Source organism: uncultured Roseobacter sp. (assembly GCF_947495025.1).
Classification (GTDB): Bacteria; Pseudomonadota; Alphaproteobacteria; order Rhodobacterales; family Rhodobacteraceae; genus Roseobacter.
Window position 1 is genome coordinate 1,610,674 of sequence record NZ_CANLXG010000001.1, and the last position, 18,167, is coordinate 1,628,840.

An 18,167-nucleotide genomic window follows, 5' to 3' on the forward strand; every position below is an offset into this window, starting at 1 on the left:
TTTTTCCGCGTCGCCTTCCCGGGCCACGCGCTTTATCGTTCGATGGTGATTGGTTCGTCGAACCAGTGTTCTTCGAGATTTGGCCCGTCGGTCACTCTGTCCACGACCATGAACAACGCCGTTTCTGTTGACGTACCGGCGAGCGGGCACAAAACCCCGTGCCAGACGTTACGGCCGATGTTCACGCCCTGGCCGGGGCCTGCGATAAAGGCACGCGGATTGTGTGGGACGCCGTTCTGATCGTCGGCCAGGACCACGAGGTACTCGCCTGGCTGCATTGGCAGAAAAGCCTGGCTCCCATGCGGATGGCGCTCCATCATCTCCATCCTGTACGGCGTGGTGAACGTTGCCGACCGGAAGATGCTGATGCCTGTCTCCCCTTTGACATCGGGGCGTGCCAGGTCATGGAAACGTGCGCAGAAACCCTGGTTGATGAGCTTGTCCGCCTCGCCTGATGCCTCAATCAACTCGGCCAGCCCGGCGACAGCCTCCTGCGAGATCTGTGTTGCGCGCAGCGTTTCTGTCATAAGCCCAGCTTCTCGATCAGACGCAGTTCGGCAATCCGTTCCACCTGACGGCAGGCCTCTGCAAATTCAGTTTCACGATCATTGCCGATACGGCGTCGGAACGCGTCAAGGATCGTGGCTTTGGTGTTGTCTTTCACTGCAATGATGAAAGGGAACCCGTGGCGTTCCACGTATTGTGCATTGAGAGCGCCGAACATCGCGCGTTCTTCGTCGGTGAGCAGGTCAAGACCCGCGCCTGCCTGTTCCGCGGTACTTTCAGCCGTCAGTCTGCCGGCGGCGGCCAGCTTGCCCGCCAGATCAGGGTGCGCGGTAAGTACGCCCAGGCGCTTTTCATCAGGCGCGCTGCGAAAGATACGGCAAAGTGCATTGTGCACACCCGCGGCCGTGTCATGGGTCGGACCCAGCTCCAGACCATGTGCGCCTTCGGCGATCCAGGGACTGTGCTCAAAAATTCCACCAAATTCCGCGACAAAGGCCTCAGGTTCCATTTCGGAAGGCCGTGGCCGGGTCACCGGCGGATGTACCTCTGCCCAGTGATCAGCAATCTGTTCGCGGGTGGCGAACCAGACACCGTCGTGTTGCCGGAAGTGCTCCAGTGCCCGTTTCAGTGCCATGGCACGCCCGGGCCGCCCGATCAGCCGACAGTGCAGCCCGATTGACAGGATTGACGGGTAACCCGCCTCTCCTTCCGCATAGAGCATGTCAAAGCTGTCCCTGAGATAGCTCTCAAACTGGTCGCCATTGGTATAGCCCGCCTGAATGGCAAACCGCATGTCGTTGCAGTCCATCGTGTAGGGCACAATCAGCTGGTCTTTGCCGCCGGCGCGGGTCCAGTAGGGCAGATCATCGGCGTAGCTGTCGGCGATGTAGGCAAAGTCGCCCTCTTCTGCCACCAGATCCACGGTGTTCATGGAACAGCGTCCGGTGTACCAGCCGCGTGGCGCAGCACCCGTGACCTCTGTGTGCAGGCGGATCGCCTCGCGGATATGTGCGCGCTCTTCGTCGGCAGGCATATCCTTGTGTTCAACCCACTTCAGACCGTGGGAGGCAATCTCCCATCCACTGGCGCGCATGGCCGCGACCTGTTCCGGCGCACGCGCCAGGGCTGTAGCCACTCCGTAGACGGTGACCGGCAGATCGCCGAGCAACCGGTGAACGCGCCAGAAGCCCGCGCGTGCACCATATTCGTAGATCGATTCCATGTTCCAGTGACGCTGCCCAGGCCAGGGAGCCGCGCCTGTAATTTCAGACAGAAACGCCTCTGATGCCGCATCGCCATGCAAGACATTGTTTTCGCCGCCTTCTTCGTAGTTCAGAACGATCTGGACAGCGATCTTTGCGCCACCGGGCCAGTTCACCGCGGGCGGGCTGGCACCATAGCCTGTCATATCACGGGGATAGCGATGCATAGACATTCCTCAATCTGCGTGGGTGATCTATAGAGCAAAACAATACAGCTGTTTTTCAAGAAATTTTTGAAAGAGCCTATTGTGTAAGGGATTTGATGCGAAATGGCATGTCTGCCACACAGGGCAGGCGCAAACCGGAGGATTTTATGAGCGGATATCTGACAACACATGTCCTGGACACAGCACGCGGATGTCCTGCGAAAGGCCTCAGAATTGATCTCTTCCGCATCCAAGGTGAGAGCAGGACGCATCTGAAAACGCTTGTGACCAATGACGACGGTCGGACCGACGAGCAGATTCTGCCCGCGGATGCGTTTGAGACGGGTGTCTACGAGCTGGTTTTCCACGCCGGTGATTATCTGGATGCGACCGGCGCACCATCAGAAGATCCCCGCTTTCTGGATGTAGTGCCGCTGCGGTTCGGGATGTCCGAAGCGTCTCATTATCACGTACCGCTTCTGCTCTCGCCTTTCGGGTATTCGACCTATCGCGGCAGCTAGTCCGGGTCGTCAGCACTGACCACGTCAGCGATCTTTTCAATAATGTACTCCATGAAAAGGCGGGTCTTGGGATCCTGCCTCTTTCTGTGCGTGAACAGACACGCCATCTGGATCGGCTCCGGCGGTGTTTCTTCACACACGGCGACAAGACGGCCTTGGCGCAGGTGGTCTGCCACTTCAAAAACGGGCTTCATCGCGATGCCGTGGCCAGCCAGCGCCCAGTCTGTCAGCACATCCCCATCATCGGATTCGTAACGGCCCGCGACGCGGAACCTTTTTGGCCCGGTGTCAGTCACCAGACGCCAGCGAAACTCTGTCGCGCCCGGAAAACGCAGGTTGAGACATTCGTGTGCATCAGAGACCAGCACGTCGCCGTTTGTGGGATGTCCCCGCTTTCTGATGTAATCCGGTGAGGCGCAGAGTACGCGGCGCACATCCGCGATTTTCCGAATGCGCAGATTGCTGTCTTCGGGATTGCCCAGAAAGAAAGCGAGGTCGAGCCCCTCTGTCGTCAGATCCACTTTCCGGTCTGTCATTCTGAGCCGCATCCTGACCTCCGGATAAAGCTGCAGAAACCCCGGCACCTGCGGTGCAATCAGTCTTCTGCCGACCCCGAGGGGCGCCGCCACGTAAAGAGATCCTTTTGGATTGTCGGTCATGTTGATGACCTGTGCCTCGGCATTTTCAACCGCTTCCAGCACCTCACAGGCTGCACCGAAAAAGGTTTTGCCCTGGTCAGTGGGTGCAAGGCTGCGCGTGGTGCGCTGAAACAACCGGACGCCCAGATGCTCTTCGAGCTGTGAAATGCGCGATGACGTTACAGCGGGTGAAATCCGCAGATCGCGCCCGGCAGCTGACATGCTGCCAAGTTCATAGACGCGGACAAACGTACGGATATTATCGAGATATGACATTATTCGGTTTTTTTTGATGCTGCCTCGTGTTGCACAGATATAGCGGAATAATGCTGACCCGCATAGAGTGCCCGGAAACACAGGCTAGGAGAGACCCACATGTATGATCTTGCCGTCTTCTGGGATTGGATAGCATTTTCTGTGCGCTGGCTGCATGTGATCACCGCCATGGCCTGGATCGGTGCCAGTTTTTACTTCATTGCGCTCGATCTGATGCTGAAACCCAACGATGCGCTGCCCGAAGGTGCCTATGGCGAAGAATGGGAAGTGCACGGAGGCGGGTTCTATCACACGGTCAAATATCTTGTCGCGCCGGCGCGCATGCCAGAGCATCTGACCTGGCATAAATGGCAGAGCTATTCGACCTGGCTTTCAGGAGCCGCACTCCTGATGATCATTTACTGGGCCGGGGGCGAGCTTTACCTGCTCGATCCCACCAAGGCTGATCTGGCGCTTTGGCAGGGTATCCTGATCTCCGCAGGTTCTCTGGCAATTGGCTGGTTGCTGTATGATGCGATGTGCAAATCAAAGCTGGCCGACACCCCGACTGTGCTGATGCTTCTGCTTTTCGTAATGCTTGTGATCATGTCCTGGGGATACAACCAGGTCTTCACAGGTCGCGCCGCACTTCTGCACCTCGGTGCGTTCACAGCCACCATCATGACGGCAAATGTATTCTTTCAGATCATGCCTAACCAGCGTATCGTCGTTGAAGACCTCAAGGCAGGCCGCGTACCTGATGCGAAATACGGCAAGATCGCCAAGGTGCGCTCGACCCACAACAACTACCTGACGTTGCCTGTCGTGTTCCTGATGCTGTCCAACCATTATCCGCTGTCCTTCGGGACAGAGTATGCCTGGATCATCGCCAGCCTGATCTTTCTGACCGGCGTCACGATCCGTCACTACTTCAACACCATGCACAGGACCGGCACGGGGCCGCACTGGACCTGGGCCGTGACAGTTCTGCTGATGATCCTCATCGCGTGGCTTTCAAGTGTAAAACCCAGTGAAACGTGGGAAGATGCCGAAGCCCGCGAGCTCACGCCCTATGAAGAGCGCTTCGTGTCCGCCGAAGGGTTCGAGGCGGCATATGATGCTGTTCTTGGTAACTGCTCAATGTGCCATGCACGCGAACCGGTCTGGGGCAACATGCAGTGGGCACCCAAAGGCGTGCACCTGGAAACACCCGGCGATGTCGCCCGTAATGCCCGGGCCATCTATCTGCAGGCCGGGGTGAGCCACGCAATGCCGCCCCCAAATGCAGTTCAGATGGACGAAGACGCCCGCAGGGCCATCGTCGCCTGGGTCCGCGCGGTCCGGTAATAAGGTCCGGTTCATGCACACCGGCCGGACCGGGTCCGGCAGTATCGGATGAGAGGTGTTCTGCACGTCTGAATTAGGGCCGCGGTTTTCCTGATCACAACACCAGACCAATCGGACGATCGCCTTTGCCGGCCGCTACACATTCACTGCGGTGCCGGGTTTTTGCAAAACCAGCAGATCTGAGAACGGTTTGTGTCAGTGTATAAAGGTATCCGGGTTCACCGGCACTCACCCTGATTTTCCTGTCGCCGTGTCCGGTCAGAAACAATGGGGCTGATATCACGGTGAAGGACGTATTTTTCCCAAAGGCTGCTCAGGGAATACCCTGCCGGACAGGGCCGCGCGGACACCGGCCCCTTATGCAGACACCCTGCGCAACCATTCTATTTCTTTATGCGATAATAAATACTATCAATTTTTTAAATCGTAAATTCGGTGCTAGCTTGCCTGAAACCCTGGGCTTCAGAGGCGAAAATGAACCGATACGACTTCCAGCGAAACTTCCGCGCGACCGGGCCTGTCGTACTTCCGGTCATTCATGTTCTGGACGCCGAACAGGCCCGGAGAAACATTCAGACTGCAATTGACGGAGGATGTCCGGGCGTTTTTCTGATCAACCACGACTTTGAGAAAGAAAGACTGGTCCCGATCATCAAGGAAATGCGCGAGGCCTTTCCAGACTACTGGATAGGCGTGAACTTTCTGGCCATTACCGGCAAATTCGCCTTTCCGGTCCTTGGCGATCTTCAGGCCAAAGGCACCCGCGTTGACGGGTACTGGGCTGATGACGCCCGTATAGACGAGCGCCGGGCCGACGACGATCAGTTCGAGGCAGAAGAGATCGCCCGGGTGCGCCGCGAAAGCGGCTGGGATGGTCTGTACATTGGTGGCACGGCTTTCAAGAAACAGCGTGAAGTTGACCCCGCTGACTATGGCAGGAGCGCGCGCCTCGCTACACGGTTCATGGATGTCGTGGTGACTTCCGGCGTAGCCACAGGTCACGCAGCCGATGTGGGCAAAATCGACACTTTCAGAGAGCACTGCGGAGATACTGCGCTCGGCCTCGCGTCCGGAATAACGCCGGAGAACGCCGCTCAGTACGCCGATGCGGTCGATCTGTTCATGGTGGCGACAGGCATCAATTTTAAAGGCGATTTTTACAATATAGATCCGGACCGCCTGCAACAGCTCATGCAAGCGACACAGAAATAAGGGAGACAAACAGATGGCACACGACAAGGGACCCAGAGACGACCGTTGGTACTTCTCACTCATGGCGCCGAACACCAAGGGCGACAAGTTCGCATGGCTCGATCCGACATCCATCTACATCAACGGCAAGGCTTATCATGACCTGCTGGATGATCTGTGTGCTGATCTTGATGAGGACCAGATTGATGTGGTGGCAGGCCTCGATGCAATGGGCTTTGTCCTTGCAGCAGGCATCGCCGCCCGGATCGGGCGCGGCTTTCTGCCAATCCGCAAAGCCGGTAAACTCTGCGTGGATACCGATAAGGCGTCGATGACCAATTACTCCGGTCAGACACAGGCCATGGAAATGCGCCTGCCTGCTTTCGCGCCGGGGACGCGGGTCCTGCTGGTCGACCAGTGGGTTGAGACCGGCGGCACCATGCACGGGGCCGTACAGCTGGTTGAACAGCAGCAGGGTAAGGTTGCGGGCATGGTCGCGATTGTCATGGAAGACAACGAAAACACTGCTGAATACCGCAGGAAATACAAATGTGTGACAGCCATTCAGCCGGGCACCGAATGGCAGCGTCAGGCCAACGCTCAGTATCTGGAAAGCTTCAGCACCTACAGACCCGAGATGGCTTTCCCCGTCTAGGACCTCTGCCCGCGCACACACTTCAGACCACTCGTGAGAGAGGAGTTCGACAGATGAAACTTGTCTGTGGAAACAGTAATCGTCCGCTTGCAGAAGCGCTTGCCGCACACATGAAAGTGCCTCTTGCGGAATGCAAAGTGCGTCGGTTTGCGGACGAAGAGGTCTTTGTTCAGATACATGAAAACGTGCGCGGTGATGATGTTTATGTCATCCAGTCGACGTCGTATCCGGCGAATGACAATCTGATGGAACTGCTGGTGCTGATTGATGCTCTGCGCCGCGCATCAGCGGGGCGTATCACCGCTGTGATCCCCTATTTCGGCTACGCGCGGCAGGATCGCAAATCGGCACCGCGCACGCCGATTTCGGCCAAGCTGGTATCTAACATCATCACGCACGCCGGCGCAGACCGTGTGCTGACAATGGATCTGCACGCCGGCCAGATCCAGGGGTTCTTTGATATCCCCACTGACAACCTTTATGCAGTCCCGGAAGTTGTCCGGGATATCGAAAAGCAAAGCAGCCGCGACAACATCATGGTTGTGTCTCCTGACATCGGTGGCGTGGTTCGCGCACGGGCTCTGGCAAAGCGCCTGTCCAGTCAGCTGGCCATCGTCGACAAAAGGCGTGATAAGCCCGGCTCTTCTGAGGTGATGAACATCATCCGCGAAGTGACTGGAAAGTCCTGTCTGCTCGTGGATGACATCATCGATTCAGGTGGCACATTGTGCAATGCCGCAACTGCGCTGCTGGAAAACGGTGCAGCAGAGGTTTCCGCATACATCACTCACGGTGTTCTGTCGGGCAAGGCAGTCGACAGGATCAACGCCTCGGACCTGTCATCGCTGGTGATAACAGACACGATCTGTGAAACAGAGGCGGTTCTGGCGTCTCCGCGGATCCGCACGATTTCCGTCGCCCCGATGTTTGCCAAGGCCATTACACGCATTGCCAACGGTGAATCCGTCAGCGTCCTGTTCGAGTAGGACCCGGAGATGTCGGGCGCATTGGCATCCTTTATGGTTGATTGCTGCGCATTCGCGTTGCTAATGTTTGTGCATGGCCATCACCAACCTGTCCACGGAACTGATGCGCACCTTCGTCACCGTCATCGAAGAGGCGAGCTTCACGCGCGCGGCTGAAATTCTCAGACGCACGCAACCGGCGATCAGCCTGCAGGTGAAACGGCTCGAGGAAACCGTTGGCTACCCGCTGATCGAACGCCAGGGCAAGGTTATTTCACTTACCGAACGCGGTGAGGAACTTGCAATCCATGCCCGACAGATCCTGCGCCTGAATGACATTGCCGTGGCGCAGTTTGAAAAGCAGGAGAGATCAGCAAAACTGCGTGTAGGCCTGCCGGTCGATTATGCAGTCAATACGCTGCAGGCCTGCCTCACAGACGTGGTCCGTCAGTTTTCCGAAACTCAGATTGAAATTCGCTGCGACCTGTCAAAACATCTCCTCGCAGCCCTGCGCGGCGGTGAGATTGACATCGCAGTTGCTCTGTTTGACGGCGACGACCAGCAATTCCTGTTCCGCAACTGGAAAGAACAGCCAACCTGGGTAGGCGCTGCAGACTTCAACATTACATCGCAGTCAGAAATTCCGCTTGTCGTGCATCCGTACGGATGTGTGTACAGGGATCGTATGACCACGGCTCTGAAACTGGCGGGACAGAACTGGCGCATTGCCTACTCCAGCCCTGGCATCGGTGGCGTTCAGCGGGCCGTCCTCGACGGTCTGGGGCTGTCATGCCTGACAGCGCCGACCGTGCTGGACGGTATGCGCCGGTTTACCGAAAAAGACGGGCTGCCTGCCCTGCCCCCTCTGCATATCGGAATGTTTGCCCGCCAGACCCAGCTGGGTACGGGTGGATATGCGGCAATTGATTCCATGGTGCAGGCGCTCGAAGCCCGGTCCTGAACGGGAAACGCTCAATAAACGTTCATTATGCGCTCATATGAACGATAAATTTCCAAAAAAGCCCTTCCTGTACTAGCATCACGCAAATTCCGCACGAAAATGTCGGTTTGAGATAATAACGAACAGCTCTTTTTTATGCTGAAGGGCGATCAACTGGGAGACCAAGATGACGAAATCAACACCAAGATCAGCTATGGGCGCACCGAGCCGCCGCCAACTGCTGAAAGCGACCGGCGCTGCGGTTCTGACAACGCCTTTCGTCAGCCGCGCGTGGGCCACCACGACCGAAATCAACATGCTGGCCTGGTATGGCCATGGTGAACCTGACGTGGTCGCCGAATATGAAGCTGCCAACAGTGTCAGGTTCGTGCCCAAGTATTATGCGGGCGGCGACAACATGCTGGCGCTGATCGCACAGTCGCCTCCCGGCACGTACGATCTGATCCTGTCGGATGCCGAATTTGTGCAACAGCTCAACGCCGCCGGCTATATCGACCCGCTTGAGGCTGGCGACTATCCGCTGGACGACATGCTGCACGAGGACTTCAAACAGTTCCCCGGCCACTGGTCGGACGGCAAGCTTTATTCGATGATGTTGCGTGGCGGACACCTGGGTGTCTCCTACAATACGACGTCTGTGTCCGAGGAAGAGGCACAAAGCTATTCCTGCTTCTGGAAGCCGGAGCTTGAGGGCAAAGTCGGCCACTTTGACTGGCACCTGCCAAATCTGGGCATGATGAGCCTCTACAATGGCAATGGTGCGGGTCTTTGGGATGTCGATGACGCCGCGTGGGACGCTGTGCAGGAAACCACCATGAGTCTGCGCAAGCAGGTTGGTGGCTTTTTCGACTATGGCGGCACATTCAATGGCCTGAAGAACGGCGAGATGCAGGCGATGTGTGGCATCGGCGACTGGATCACAGGTGTCCTGGAAAAGGATGGCGCACCCGTGGCCTCAGTCATTCCGAAAGAAGGCGGCATTCAGTTCACTGAAAGCTACTCCATCGGCAAAGGCAGCGAAAAAGCCGCTGAGGTCACCAGATTTATCCAGTACATGATGTCACCCGAAGGCCAGGTGAAATCCGCGCAGATGGCAGCCTATCCGGGCTTCTGCGTCACAAAGGCCGGCCGGGCGCTGCTGAATGAGGTCGATCCGGCCGAGGCGCAGCGTTCGCATCAGGTGGCAGGCGATCCGCAGGATCCGATCACGCTGATCAATGAGGGGCGTATCCACTACCGCGATATCCCCCAGCAGCAGTCGCTGGAAGACTGGAACGATTTCTGGTCCGAGTACAAGAACGCCTGAACCGGCCATCTGACCTGATCGGGGTGGGCGGCCTGCTGGTCGCCCCCCTTTATCAAAGGACGCCTGCCTGACATGCCTTTCAAACCCGGTCGAAATGTGAACCTCTATGCGCTGACATGGCGTCTGCCGATCATCTTCTGGCAGTTCGTTTTCTTTGTCGGCCCGGTTCTGTTCATGGTCGCGATGTCGTTTTTCCTTGTGAAGAACTACCGGATGACCGAGGCATTCGAGTTCGTGAACTGGTCCCGGATGCTGAGCCGTGGCTATTTCTGGGACAGTTACTGGTACACAGTAATTATCGCATCCGTTTCGACTGTCTGTGCCATGTGCATTGCCTTTCCGGCAGCTTTCGCACTGGCTTTCCGTGCCTCTGAGAGCACCCGTCGCTGGGCAATTTTCCTGCTGATCATCCCGTTCTTTACCTCTTATCTGGTGCGCACCTTCTCGTGGTTTGTGATCCTGTCCGAGAGCGGGGTCGTCAATGCCATGCTGGCAACCATTGGTCTTGGTCCCTACACCATGCTCAACACCAACTTTGGCACACTTGTCGGCTACATGACCCTCACTCTGCCGCTGGTGGTGATCCTGCAGACTGTGACGATGGCGAACATCGACAAAACACTGGTTGAGGCCGCGCGCAATCTTGGCTGCTCAGCCTTTCGCACCATCTGGCAGGTGATCATTCCATTGTCCAAGACAGGTCTGATCATCGCCGCCATTTTCTGCTTTATTCTTTCTTTTGGTGACTTTGTGGCCCCCTTCTATCTCGGTGGCTCTCAGGAACCGACACTGCCCATCCTGATCCTCGATACCACCAAATCCGGTCAGCAATGGCCCCGTGCGGCGGTTGTTGCGATCATGATGATGCTGACACTCTTTGCCATCGCTTTCATCGGCATCGCCCTTGCTTACCGCAAACCCAAAGGTGCGAAATGAACACCAACCGCGCCCTGAATGTGATCCTGGGGATTTATGTAGCCCTGATCTTTGCCTTTGTTTTTGCGCCGATCATTTTCAGCATGATCTTTTCATTCAATTCCCAGCGCTTTCCCACGATACCGCTGGGCAGTTTCACCACCGAGTGGTACGCGAAAATTCTCGCTGACCCGGATGTCTGGGAAGCCGCGCTCAACAGCCTGATCGTTTCGACCTGCACAGCACTGATTGCTACCTTTCTGGGCTTTTGCACGGCCTACTCGGACTTTCGCTATAACTTTCGCCTCAAAGGTCCCTATCTGGCGCTCATCCTGCTGCCGCCGACAATTCCGCTGATTATCATGGCGCTTGCAATGCTGGCCTGGTTCTCGCGGATTGGCATGTCGGGGCAGTTGTATTCCGTGATCATTGCTCATTCGGTGCTGACCGCGCCCTTCGCCATGGCCGTGATCCGCCTGCGCCTGAACCAGATGGACCCTGATCTGGAATCCGCGGCATGGAACCTCGGCGGCTCGGAATGGCAGACCATGCGCCATGTGATCATCCCTTTCTGTAAACCAGCTATCGCCTCCGCGCTGTTCCTGACGGCTGCCGTGTCCTTCGATGAATTCGCGGTGTCGTGGTTTGTCTCGGGCCTGAACAAGACCCTGCCGGTGATCATCCTGGAAATCGTGCAGGGCAACATTGATCCCCAGGTCAATGCCATCGGCACATTTGTCTTCCTCATCTCCATGACCCTCGTCGTACTGGCTCAGATCTTCTTTGCCAGCCGCCAACTGAAGAGCATCAGAACATGAGCGAACCCCTCGTTGTCTTTGACAAGGTAGAAAAAAAATTCGGGTCTTTTGTGGCCGTCAAACAGCTGGATTTCGAAATACGCGAGGGAGAATTCCTGGCGATTATGGGTCCTTCGGGCTGTGGCAAGACGACTACATTGCGCATGCTGGCAGGGCTTGAAGCTCCCAGCGTCGGTGAAATCCGTCTGCAGGGTCAGGTTATGAACAACGTTGCGCCGCATCAGCGCGACACACCTCTGGTGTGGCAGTCACTGGCTCTGTTTCCCTTCCTGACCGCCCGGCAAAATGTCGAGTTCGGCCTCAAGATGCGTGGTGTTGATGCGGCAGAGCGTAAGGAGCGTGCGCTCAGATGGCTCGACAAGATGGGTATACTGGAATTTGCCGACCGCAATATTTCGACCCTGTCCGGCGGACAGAAGCAGCGTGTTGCCCTTGCCCGTTCGCTGGTGATGGAACCGCAGATCCTGCTGCTGGATGAACCGCTCTCCGCCCTTGATGCCCACCTGGTAATACGCATGCAGGCGGTGCTCACCGACCTGCAGCGCGAACTTGGCATTACTTTCGTCTATGTAACCCATTCGCAGTCCGAGGCCTTTGCAATGGCTGACCGCGTTATCATCATGGGCAAAGGCGAGATTGCTCAGATCGGGACGCCCAAGGACATCTACCGCGCGCCCGCCAACCAGTTCGTCGCCGAGTTTGTCGGCCGCAACAACATCCTGTCGGGCAGGGTCGCAGCACTGTCCGCCGACAGCGCACGCATCACCACACCTTCGGGCGATTTCACTGTGCCTACCAATGACGTTTCCCTGACCGAAGGTCACAATGCGAGCTTTGTCATCTCCGCCGATCTGGTACACATCTCGCTGGCCGAACCTGAGAGTGGCAACCGGGCATTCTGCAGGCTGATCTCGGAAGAGTTTGTAGGCTCTATGGTCACACTGTTCCTTGAGGACAGGCATGGCCAGGAATTCAAGGTCCAGATGCAGGAGCGCGAGCTGTCCAGGTTCGATCTGCACAGCGGAGATGAGATCTGGCTGTCATGGGACACTGCAAGCGCACACGTCCTGAACGAAACATGATCCGCAACCCTATTCCGTGGCCCAATGGGGCCAGATGCGCGGTGGCGATCACCTTTGATATGGATGCAGACAGCCTGATCCATATCGCAAGGCCCGAGGACAGCCACGACCGGCTCTACCCGATATCGATGGGGCGGTACGGCCCGTTGGTCGCGCTGCCCCGTATCCTCGACACCTACCGGCGGATGGAGCTGAAACAGTCCTTTTTTATCCCCGGCTGGTGCCTTGAAACCTATCCTGATATCGCCGCAGCAATCCTGCAGGACGGCCACGAGATCGGCCATCACGGCTATCTGCACGAGGACCCGATCCGGACCCGCGGTCAGCAGCGTGAATGGTTTGAACGCACACTGGATGCACACAGCCGCATCTGCGGTCAAAAACCCCGCGGGTACCGCGCACCTGTCTATAATATCACGCAGGAGGTCATCGATCTGATGATCGAGCATGGCATGCGCTATGACAGCTCCATGATGGGTGATGACATCCCTTATCAGCTGCAGACCACCTCGGGATCGCTTTACGAGATGCCGGTGCACTGGGGCACGGACGACTGGCCCCCCTTCGCCCACTATGACGAAATCGGCTATATGATGCCGGTTGCCGGTCCCTCTCATGGCCTGAGCGGATTCTGGGAAGAATTTGAGGCACAATATGAAGCGGGCGGCTTTTTTATGCTGATCATCCACCCGTTTCTGACTGGGCGCCTCGCGCGCTGGAAACAGGTGGAAGCATGGATTACCCGGACCCGTGAGACGAAAGACGTCTGGTTTGCAACCCTCGAGCAGATCGCGGATCATATGGATTTGCTGCAGGAAGCGGGCACCTGGTCACCCAGTGTGGACAAACTGCCATACTACAGCGGCCCTGTTTTGAAGGAACGATCCCCATGAATGCTGATGACACACGCCTTTTGCGGATAGCTTACGAGGAAGCCAGTGCCGGTTTTGATGAAGGTGGCTGTCCGATCGGATCAGTGCTTGCCCGGGGGGGCGCTGTTGTCGCACAGGGGCGCAACCAGAGGGTACAGCAGGGAGACCCGATCGCCCATGGTGAGATGGACGCACTGCGAAAGGCGGGGCGGCAGAAGACCTATCGGGATACAACGCTGTACACGTCACTGAGCCCCTGCATGATGTGTGCCGGCACCATCATTCAATTCGGCATCCCGAGAGTTGTCATCGGCGAGAACCAGAACTTTGGCGGAAACGAAGACTTCCTGCGATCAAAGGGTGTGGAGGTGATCGTTGCAAATGACCCCGACTGCATCGCGCTGATGAAACGATTTATCACAGAGAAACCGACTTTATGGGCTGAGGACATCGCTGAATAGTTTTCCGAGCCGACCGCGTTTGTCCGGAAACCGGCCCGGGTCGGTTTCAGAAGCACCTCTGGTCCGTCTGCGGAATATGCGTTTATCCCTGATGTCTTCAGGGCAATACAGACACCGCGCGACACCATAAAAAACCGGTGTCATAGAAGCACGCGTTAACAGTGGCATCGACATCGGTGCAAAGTGACACTTCCTTTCGCAACACCAGAGTGGCGATTGCGACGTCCAGGCCGCCCTGAATACAGGTCGGGCAACCCGCACAACCGCATCAGACAGCCCGTCCGGTGCAGCGGGACCGACACAGTCACGGGCGCTGTTTCCGGGATAACGTTGCGCTGCATCCGCTCTGTTGATGCGAGGATGTCAAAGACATTGCCGGCTTGTGACGAACACGCTTTTTCAGAAGACAGGCACGGCCAGGACGAGCCTGCGAAGGGTGCGGGCAGAAATCATCTGCCTTATACCGGCCTGCGCGATGACAGGACAATCGCCGCTCTCTGTCCTGCAGGAGGGCAGAACCAGAGCATTGGCAGAAAACGGATGAATGACGTTTCAAATAGCGGAAATATTTACTCCGGGCGACCAAAGCCCTGAAAGTTAACGTGGACGTCGCCGCTCAGGTCACTATCCTCGCTACTGCCATGAAAACCAATCAACCGGATACCAGGCTCGGACCCGAAGTGGTCCCGGAAGGCGCATTTTTCTTCCCGGTCGAAAGCTTCAGAGCTCCGATGGATCTGGGGTTTCTGTTACTGCCACGCTTTACTTTGCTGGCCTTCAGTGCAGCCCTTGATCCGCTGCGGATTGCAAACCAGCTGGCCCAGAAACCCCTGTACCGCTGGACCGTTTTTTCCGAAAACGGAGAGGCAGTCAGCTCATCCTCCGGAATGGACGTCAGCGTCCACGGCAGCCTGGATACGCTTCCGAAAGATCTTCGTCTGATCGTCTGTTCAGGAAATCAGGGACTGGAGGCCGCAAACGAAACCACCGTCGCGCATATCCGGAAACATGTCCGGTTCGGCGGGAAAACCGGTGGTATCTGCACGGGCGCCGCCACTCTTGCGCGCGCCGGGCTGCTGCAGGATCGTACCTTCACGTTGCACTGGGAAAACCAGCCCGGGTTTGTGGAGAGCTTTCCCGACCTGCTCCCGTCCGCTCGGCGTTTTGAAATTGATGGCGATCTGTGGACCTGTGGGGGCGGTGCCGCAGCAACCGAGATGATGCTCTCCGTCATCCAGCGGGACTTTGGCCGCGACTTTGCTGTTGTTGTTTCTGATATGTGCCTGAATGGCGGTGATCTGGAACCACGCACAGCGCAGCGCTCTTCGCTCGCCCGCGCACTCAGCACCCGGAACGCGAGGCTGGTACAGGTTGTTCAGGCGATGTACCACAACATCGAAGACCCTGTGACCTTTGACGACCTCAGCGAAATGACCGGCCTGTCACGGCGCCAGATTGAGCGTCAGTTCAGACAATATCTGGGCGGAACCCCAATGACGGTTTACCGCAATATCCGGCTGGACCGTGCGCGGGCTCTCGTTATCGAAACAGATATGACAATCGCAGAAATAAGCGCGGCCTGCGGCTTCAATTCCACTGGTGTATTCTCACGCCATTACAGAGACCGGTTTGGCAGTGCTCCGTCTGTGCACCAGAACAACAGGCAAAAAACCGAATGAAGTGAGCAGTTGCTCCTGCTCACTTCGGGTATTGTAAAAAATCAGCCGACGACGTTGAAGTCCGGACCGTATGGATAGCCCGTGATGTTCTCGTTGCCCTCCTCGCTGATGATCAGAATGTCATGCTCGCGGTAACCACCGGCACCGGGCTGGCCCTCGGGGATCGTCAGCATCGGCTCCATCGAGATAACCATGCCCGGTTCCAGTACCGTGTCGATATCCTCACGAAGCTCGAGGCCCGCCTCACGGCCATAATAATGAGACAGCACCCCAAAGGAGTGGCCATACCCGAATGTCCGGTATTGCAGCAGATCACGCTCTGCGAAGAATTCGTTGATCTGATGGGTGATCTCGGCACAGGTGGCACCCGGTTTCAGCAGGCTGATTCCCAGTTCATGTGCAGCCACATTGGCTTCCCAGATTTTCAGACTGGCTGCGTCAACCTCCTCGACAAACAGCGTCCGCTCAAGCGCAGTATAATAACCGGAAATCATGGGAAAGGTGTTCAGGCTCAGGATATTGCCCCGTTCCAGCTGGCGGCAGGTGACCGGGTTGTGAGCACCATCCGTATTGATGCCGGACTGGAACCAGACCCAGGTGTCACGGATTTCTGAATCAGGAAAGCGCCGGGCAATTTCCAGCTCCATTGCATTTCTGCCCGCCATTGCCACATCTATTTCGCGCGCACCTGCTTTGATGGCGTCCCTGATGGCATATCCGCCGACATCGGCCGTGGCCGCCCCTGCGCGGATCAGTTCGATCTCGGCCGCGGATTTGTGCATGCGCAGACGCATGGTTGTGGGTGCGATGTCTTTCCTGTCGGATGGTGCAAGGAATTCATCCAGCAACGCCAGTTGCGTATATGAGATGTGATCGCCTTCAAAGCCGATGACTTTGCCTGATCCTGTGACGGACTGGATTGCGCGCCAGTAGTTGTTCCGCTGCCAGTCAGTATAGGTGATGTTATCGCCATAGCCGCGCCGCCACGGCTGGGCCGCGTCGATACCAGCGCTGAAGGTGACGGTTTCAGTGGGCGTCACGACCTGCGCATAGGGGCGGCCGAATGAGCAATACAAAAACCCGGAATAGTAGGCCACATTGTGCATCGAGGTCAGCACACAGGCGTCGACGCCCATTTCGGCCATCTGCGCGCGCAGTTTGGCCAGACGCGCCTCATACTCTGCATCGGAAAACGGAAGGGTCTTCTGACCCTGGTGAAAGCGGTAATGTTGTGGGCGTTCCATCAAACCAACTCCTATCAACGGCATGAGCACAGAAATGACGGGAGCAGAAATCCCCCCTCATCGCTCACACGACAAAGCAAGATCCCGGCGTTCAGGATGGTGATACAGGGCATGCACTATGTGCTGGCGACGCCATCGCCGGCCCTCGCTGCCAGTAGTACACCAGTTCAGGTAATTCAATATCACCTCAGCGCCACATGTGTCGTTTTCAGTACACGGGCGGCAGGATCGTTGATTTTCAGGGCACAGCATCCGGAACTGACTGTGGCCGGACCCCGATTATCACAAACGTCAGTGCGTTGGGCAGGGCGGAACGCGAATACGCGCGCTCCCGGGGCATTTCTTATTCTGTGTCCCCACCAAAACCGGCCAGCTGACACGCCGTTACTGCGAGGTCGCAGCGCCCGGAGATGCAGGCAATCATATGATGGCCGGAAACTTTCAGTTGGAGCTCAGGGCCGCCGCCTCGGAGAGATCCGAAACTGCACTTTCAAAGGACTGCAGAAAAGTGCCGTGTGCCCCCTCGCTGGCCCAGGGTTCAAAAATAACACTTTGCAGTCCAAGTGCTTCTGCTGCCTCGATGGCTTTGCCAGGAGGCTGTGCTTCCCAGATCAGGATCCGCGCACCCAGTTCACCTGTGAGCTGCTCCAGTTCTGCGAGCTGATCTTCTGTTGGTGATGCACCCGCCTCCCATTCGAGCGAGGAAACCGACAGCCCATACCGTCTTGCAAAATATTGGTATCGCGGGTGCGTTGCGATCATTGCGACGCCCTGCAGTCCCATCAGTGAACCGCGTGCCCTGGTATCGACTTCCATGAGTGCCGAAGTCAGGGCGGCCAGTCTCGCCTCTACATCCGTTGAGGCGGCGAGGTTGCGTGAAATAATTGCTGACGCGATGGCTTCCGCCTGAGCCACTGCGAGCGTGGGATCGAGCCAGACGTAAGAGGCCAGCCCTTCGTGCGAGTGTTCGCCCCCATCTCCATGACTGTGGGTGATGCTCCTGGTGACGATGAACTGTTCTTCGACCGCGGCAGAGGTGTTCACAACACGCGACCGAGAAAGCGACACCCGGTCGACCCAGGCAGCAAAGCCGGCGCCGTTCAGAAGAACCAGATCGGCCGATTGTACAATAGTGATATCAGCAATAGAGGGGCGCCAGAATGAGGGATCAACGCCGTCAGGTACCAGAAAAAGGACCTCCGCCTCTCCGTCAAAAAGGCGCGCGGCAAAATAGTGAAGCGCCTGATTGACAGCGACAACACGCGGCCGGTCCTGTGCCAGCGCCGCGCTGACCGAAAGCGCGACCGCAGCGAAAACAAAGACAACCCTCAAAAACCGCATC

Annotated in this window: 18 protein-coding genes; 13 read left to right on the plus strand and 5 right to left on the minus strand. The window is 57.1% G+C overall.

Features of this window, described 5'->3' with window-relative positions:
- Positions 1-32: 32 nt before the first annotated feature.
- On the minus strand, positions 33-527 hold the full coding sequence (locus Q0792_RS07565; RefSeq protein ID WP_298838310.1) for an ureidoglycolate lyase: 495 nt from the start codon (positions 525-527) through the stop codon (positions 33-35).
- Complete coding sequence (gene puuE, locus Q0792_RS07570) at positions 524-1,936, minus strand: allantoinase PuuE (protein WP_298838312.1); 1,413 nt, start codon at positions 1,934-1,936, stop codon at positions 524-526. Before puuE ends, Q0792_RS07565 begins: the two co-directional genes overlap by 4 nt.
- Before the next feature lie 146 nt (positions 1,937-2,082).
- On the opposite strand from puuE, the gene uraH reads away from it, so the two are divergent.
- Positions 2,083-2,436 (plus strand): hydroxyisourate hydrolase, encoded by a 354-nt coding sequence (gene uraH, locus Q0792_RS07575; protein WP_298838314.1) that lies wholly within the window; start codon positions 2,083-2,085, stop codon positions 2,434-2,436.
- Here uraH and Q0792_RS07580 read toward each other — a convergent pair.
- Complete coding sequence (locus tag Q0792_RS07580) at positions 2,433-3,350, minus strand: LysR family transcriptional regulator (protein ID WP_298838316.1); 918 nt, start codon at positions 3,348-3,350, stop codon at positions 2,433-2,435. The two genes, uraH and Q0792_RS07580, sit on opposite strands and share 4 nt — an antisense overlap.
- 99 nt (positions 3,351-3,449) lie before the next feature.
- Here Q0792_RS07580 and Q0792_RS07585 point away from each other — a divergent pair, with 99 nt between their 5' ends.
- From Q0792_RS07585 to Q0792_RS07640, 12 genes are all read left to right on the plus strand, one after another.
- Entirely contained in the window at positions 3,450-4,676 is a 1,227-nt protein-coding gene (locus Q0792_RS07585) for a urate hydroxylase PuuD (protein WP_298838319.1), read from the plus strand.
- Between the two features lie 474 nt (positions 4,677-5,150).
- Complete coding sequence (locus tag Q0792_RS07590; protein WP_298838321.1) at positions 5,151-5,888, plus strand: BtpA/SgcQ family protein; 738 nt, start codon at positions 5,151-5,153, stop codon at positions 5,886-5,888.
- A gap of 13 nt (positions 5,889-5,901) precedes the next feature.
- Entirely contained in the window at positions 5,902-6,522 is a 621-nt protein-coding gene (locus tag Q0792_RS07595; protein ID WP_298838324.1) for a phosphoribosyltransferase family protein, read from the plus strand.
- Positions 6,523-6,575: 53 nt separating this feature from the next.
- On the plus strand, positions 6,576-7,508 hold the full coding sequence (locus Q0792_RS07600) for a ribose-phosphate pyrophosphokinase (RefSeq protein ID WP_298838325.1): 933 nt from the start codon (positions 6,576-6,578) through the stop codon (positions 7,506-7,508).
- Between the two features lie 73 nt (positions 7,509-7,581).
- Entirely contained in the window at positions 7,582-8,448 is an 867-nt protein-coding gene (locus Q0792_RS07605; protein WP_298838327.1) for a LysR family transcriptional regulator, read from the plus strand.
- Positions 8,449-8,614: 166 nt separating this feature from the next.
- Positions 8,615-9,754: a spermidine/putrescine ABC transporter substrate-binding protein gene (locus Q0792_RS07610; protein WP_298838329.1), complete on the plus strand. Its 1,140-nt coding sequence runs from the start codon at positions 8,615-8,617 to the stop codon at positions 9,752-9,754.
- A gap of 72 nt (positions 9,755-9,826) precedes the next feature.
- On the plus strand, positions 9,827-10,690 hold the full coding sequence (locus Q0792_RS07615) for an ABC transporter permease (RefSeq protein WP_298838331.1): 864 nt from the start codon (positions 9,827-9,829) through the stop codon (positions 10,688-10,690).
- Positions 10,687-11,487: an ABC transporter permease gene (locus Q0792_RS07620; RefSeq protein WP_298838333.1), complete on the plus strand. Its 801-nt coding sequence runs from the start codon at positions 10,687-10,689 to the stop codon at positions 11,485-11,487. The genes Q0792_RS07615 and Q0792_RS07620 overlap by 4 nt, the downstream gene beginning before the upstream one ends.
- Entirely contained in the window at positions 11,484-12,569 is a 1,086-nt protein-coding gene (locus tag Q0792_RS07625; RefSeq protein WP_298838336.1) for an ABC transporter ATP-binding protein, read from the plus strand. Before Q0792_RS07620 ends, Q0792_RS07625 begins: the two co-directional genes overlap by 4 nt.
- Entirely contained in the window at positions 12,566-13,462 is an 897-nt protein-coding gene (locus tag Q0792_RS07630) for a polysaccharide deacetylase (protein WP_298838339.1), read from the plus strand. Before Q0792_RS07625 ends, Q0792_RS07630 begins: the two co-directional genes overlap by 4 nt.
- Positions 13,459-13,902 carry a nucleoside deaminase gene (locus tag Q0792_RS07635; RefSeq protein ID WP_298838342.1) on the plus strand — a complete coding sequence of 148 codons (444 nt, stop codon included), beginning with the start codon at positions 13,459-13,461 and terminating at the stop codon, positions 13,900-13,902. The genes Q0792_RS07630 and Q0792_RS07635 overlap by 4 nt, the downstream gene beginning before the upstream one ends.
- 602 nt (positions 13,903-14,504) lie before the next feature.
- Positions 14,505-15,581: a GlxA family transcriptional regulator gene (locus Q0792_RS07640; protein ID WP_298838345.1), complete on the plus strand. Its 1,077-nt coding sequence runs from the start codon at positions 14,505-14,507 to the stop codon at positions 15,579-15,581.
- A gap of 41 nt (positions 15,582-15,622) precedes the next feature.
- Here Q0792_RS07640 and Q0792_RS07645 read toward each other — a convergent pair whose 3' ends face one another.
- Together Q0792_RS07645 and Q0792_RS07650 are read right to left on the minus strand one after the other, a co-directional pair.
- Positions 15,623-16,825 (minus strand): aminopeptidase P family protein, encoded by a 1,203-nt coding sequence (locus Q0792_RS07645; protein ID WP_298838348.1) that lies wholly within the window; start codon positions 16,823-16,825, stop codon positions 15,623-15,625.
- A gap of 441 nt (positions 16,826-17,266) precedes the next feature.
- Entirely contained in the window at positions 17,267-18,166 is a 900-nt protein-coding gene (locus tag Q0792_RS07650; protein ID WP_298838351.1) for a metal ABC transporter substrate-binding protein, read from the minus strand.
- Position 18,167: the final 1 nt, after the last annotated feature.

What these genes read in the sequence shown, in the direction of transcription:
- Q0792_RS07590 (WP_298838321.1), top strand. Translation starts at nt 5,151, where the DNA reads ATGAACCGATACGACTTCCAGCGAAACTTCCGCGCGACCGGGCCTGTC.
- Q0792_RS07585 (WP_298838319.1), top strand. Translation starts at nt 3,450, where the DNA reads ATGTATGATCTTGCCGTCTTCTGGGATTGGATAGCATTTTCTGTGCGC.
- Q0792_RS07635 (WP_298838342.1), top strand. Translation starts at nt 13,459, where the DNA reads ATGAATGCTGATGACACACGCCTTTTGCGGATAGCTTACGAGGAAGCC.
- Q0792_RS07595 (WP_298838324.1), top strand. Translation starts at nt 5,902, where the DNA reads ATGGCACACGACAAGGGACCCAGAGACGACCGTTGGTACTTCTCACTC.
- Q0792_RS07615 (WP_298838331.1), top strand. Translation starts at nt 9,827, where the DNA reads ATGCCTTTCAAACCCGGTCGAAATGTGAACCTCTATGCGCTGACATGG.
- Q0792_RS07605 (WP_298838327.1), top strand. Translation starts at nt 7,582, where the DNA reads ATGGCCATCACCAACCTGTCCACGGAACTGATGCGCACCTTCGTCACC.
- puuE (WP_298838312.1), bottom strand. Translation starts at nt 1,936, where the DNA reads ATGCATCGCTATCCCCGTGATATGACAGGCTATGGTGCCAGCCCGCCC.
- Q0792_RS07645 (WP_298838348.1), bottom strand. Translation starts at nt 16,825, where the DNA reads ATGGAACGCCCACAACATTACCGCTTTCACCAGGGTCAGAAGACCCTT.
- Q0792_RS07580 (WP_298838316.1), bottom strand. Translation starts at nt 3,350, where the DNA reads ATGTCATATCTCGATAATATCCGTACGTTTGTCCGCGTCTATGAACTT.
- Q0792_RS07620 (WP_298838333.1), top strand. Translation starts at nt 10,687, where the DNA reads ATGAACACCAACCGCGCCCTGAATGTGATCCTGGGGATTTATGTAGCC.
- Q0792_RS07650 (WP_298838351.1), bottom strand. Translation starts at nt 18,166, where the DNA reads ATGCGGTTTTTGAGGGTTGTCTTTGTTTTCGCTGCGGTCGCGCTTTCG.
- Q0792_RS07625 (WP_298838336.1), top strand. Translation starts at nt 11,484, where the DNA reads ATGAGCGAACCCCTCGTTGTCTTTGACAAGGTAGAAAAAAAATTCGGG.
- Q0792_RS07630 (WP_298838339.1), top strand. Translation starts at nt 12,566, where the DNA reads ATGATCCGCAACCCTATTCCGTGGCCCAATGGGGCCAGATGCGCGGTG.
- Q0792_RS07610 (WP_298838329.1), top strand. Translation starts at nt 8,615, where the DNA reads ATGACGAAATCAACACCAAGATCAGCTATGGGCGCACCGAGCCGCCGC.
- Q0792_RS07600 (WP_298838325.1), top strand. Translation starts at nt 6,576, where the DNA reads ATGAAACTTGTCTGTGGAAACAGTAATCGTCCGCTTGCAGAAGCGCTT.
- uraH (WP_298838314.1), top strand. Translation starts at nt 2,083, where the DNA reads ATGAGCGGATATCTGACAACACATGTCCTGGACACAGCACGCGGATGT.
- Q0792_RS07565 (WP_298838310.1), bottom strand. Translation starts at nt 527, where the DNA reads ATGACAGAAACGCTGCGCGCAACACAGATCTCGCAGGAGGCTGTCGCC.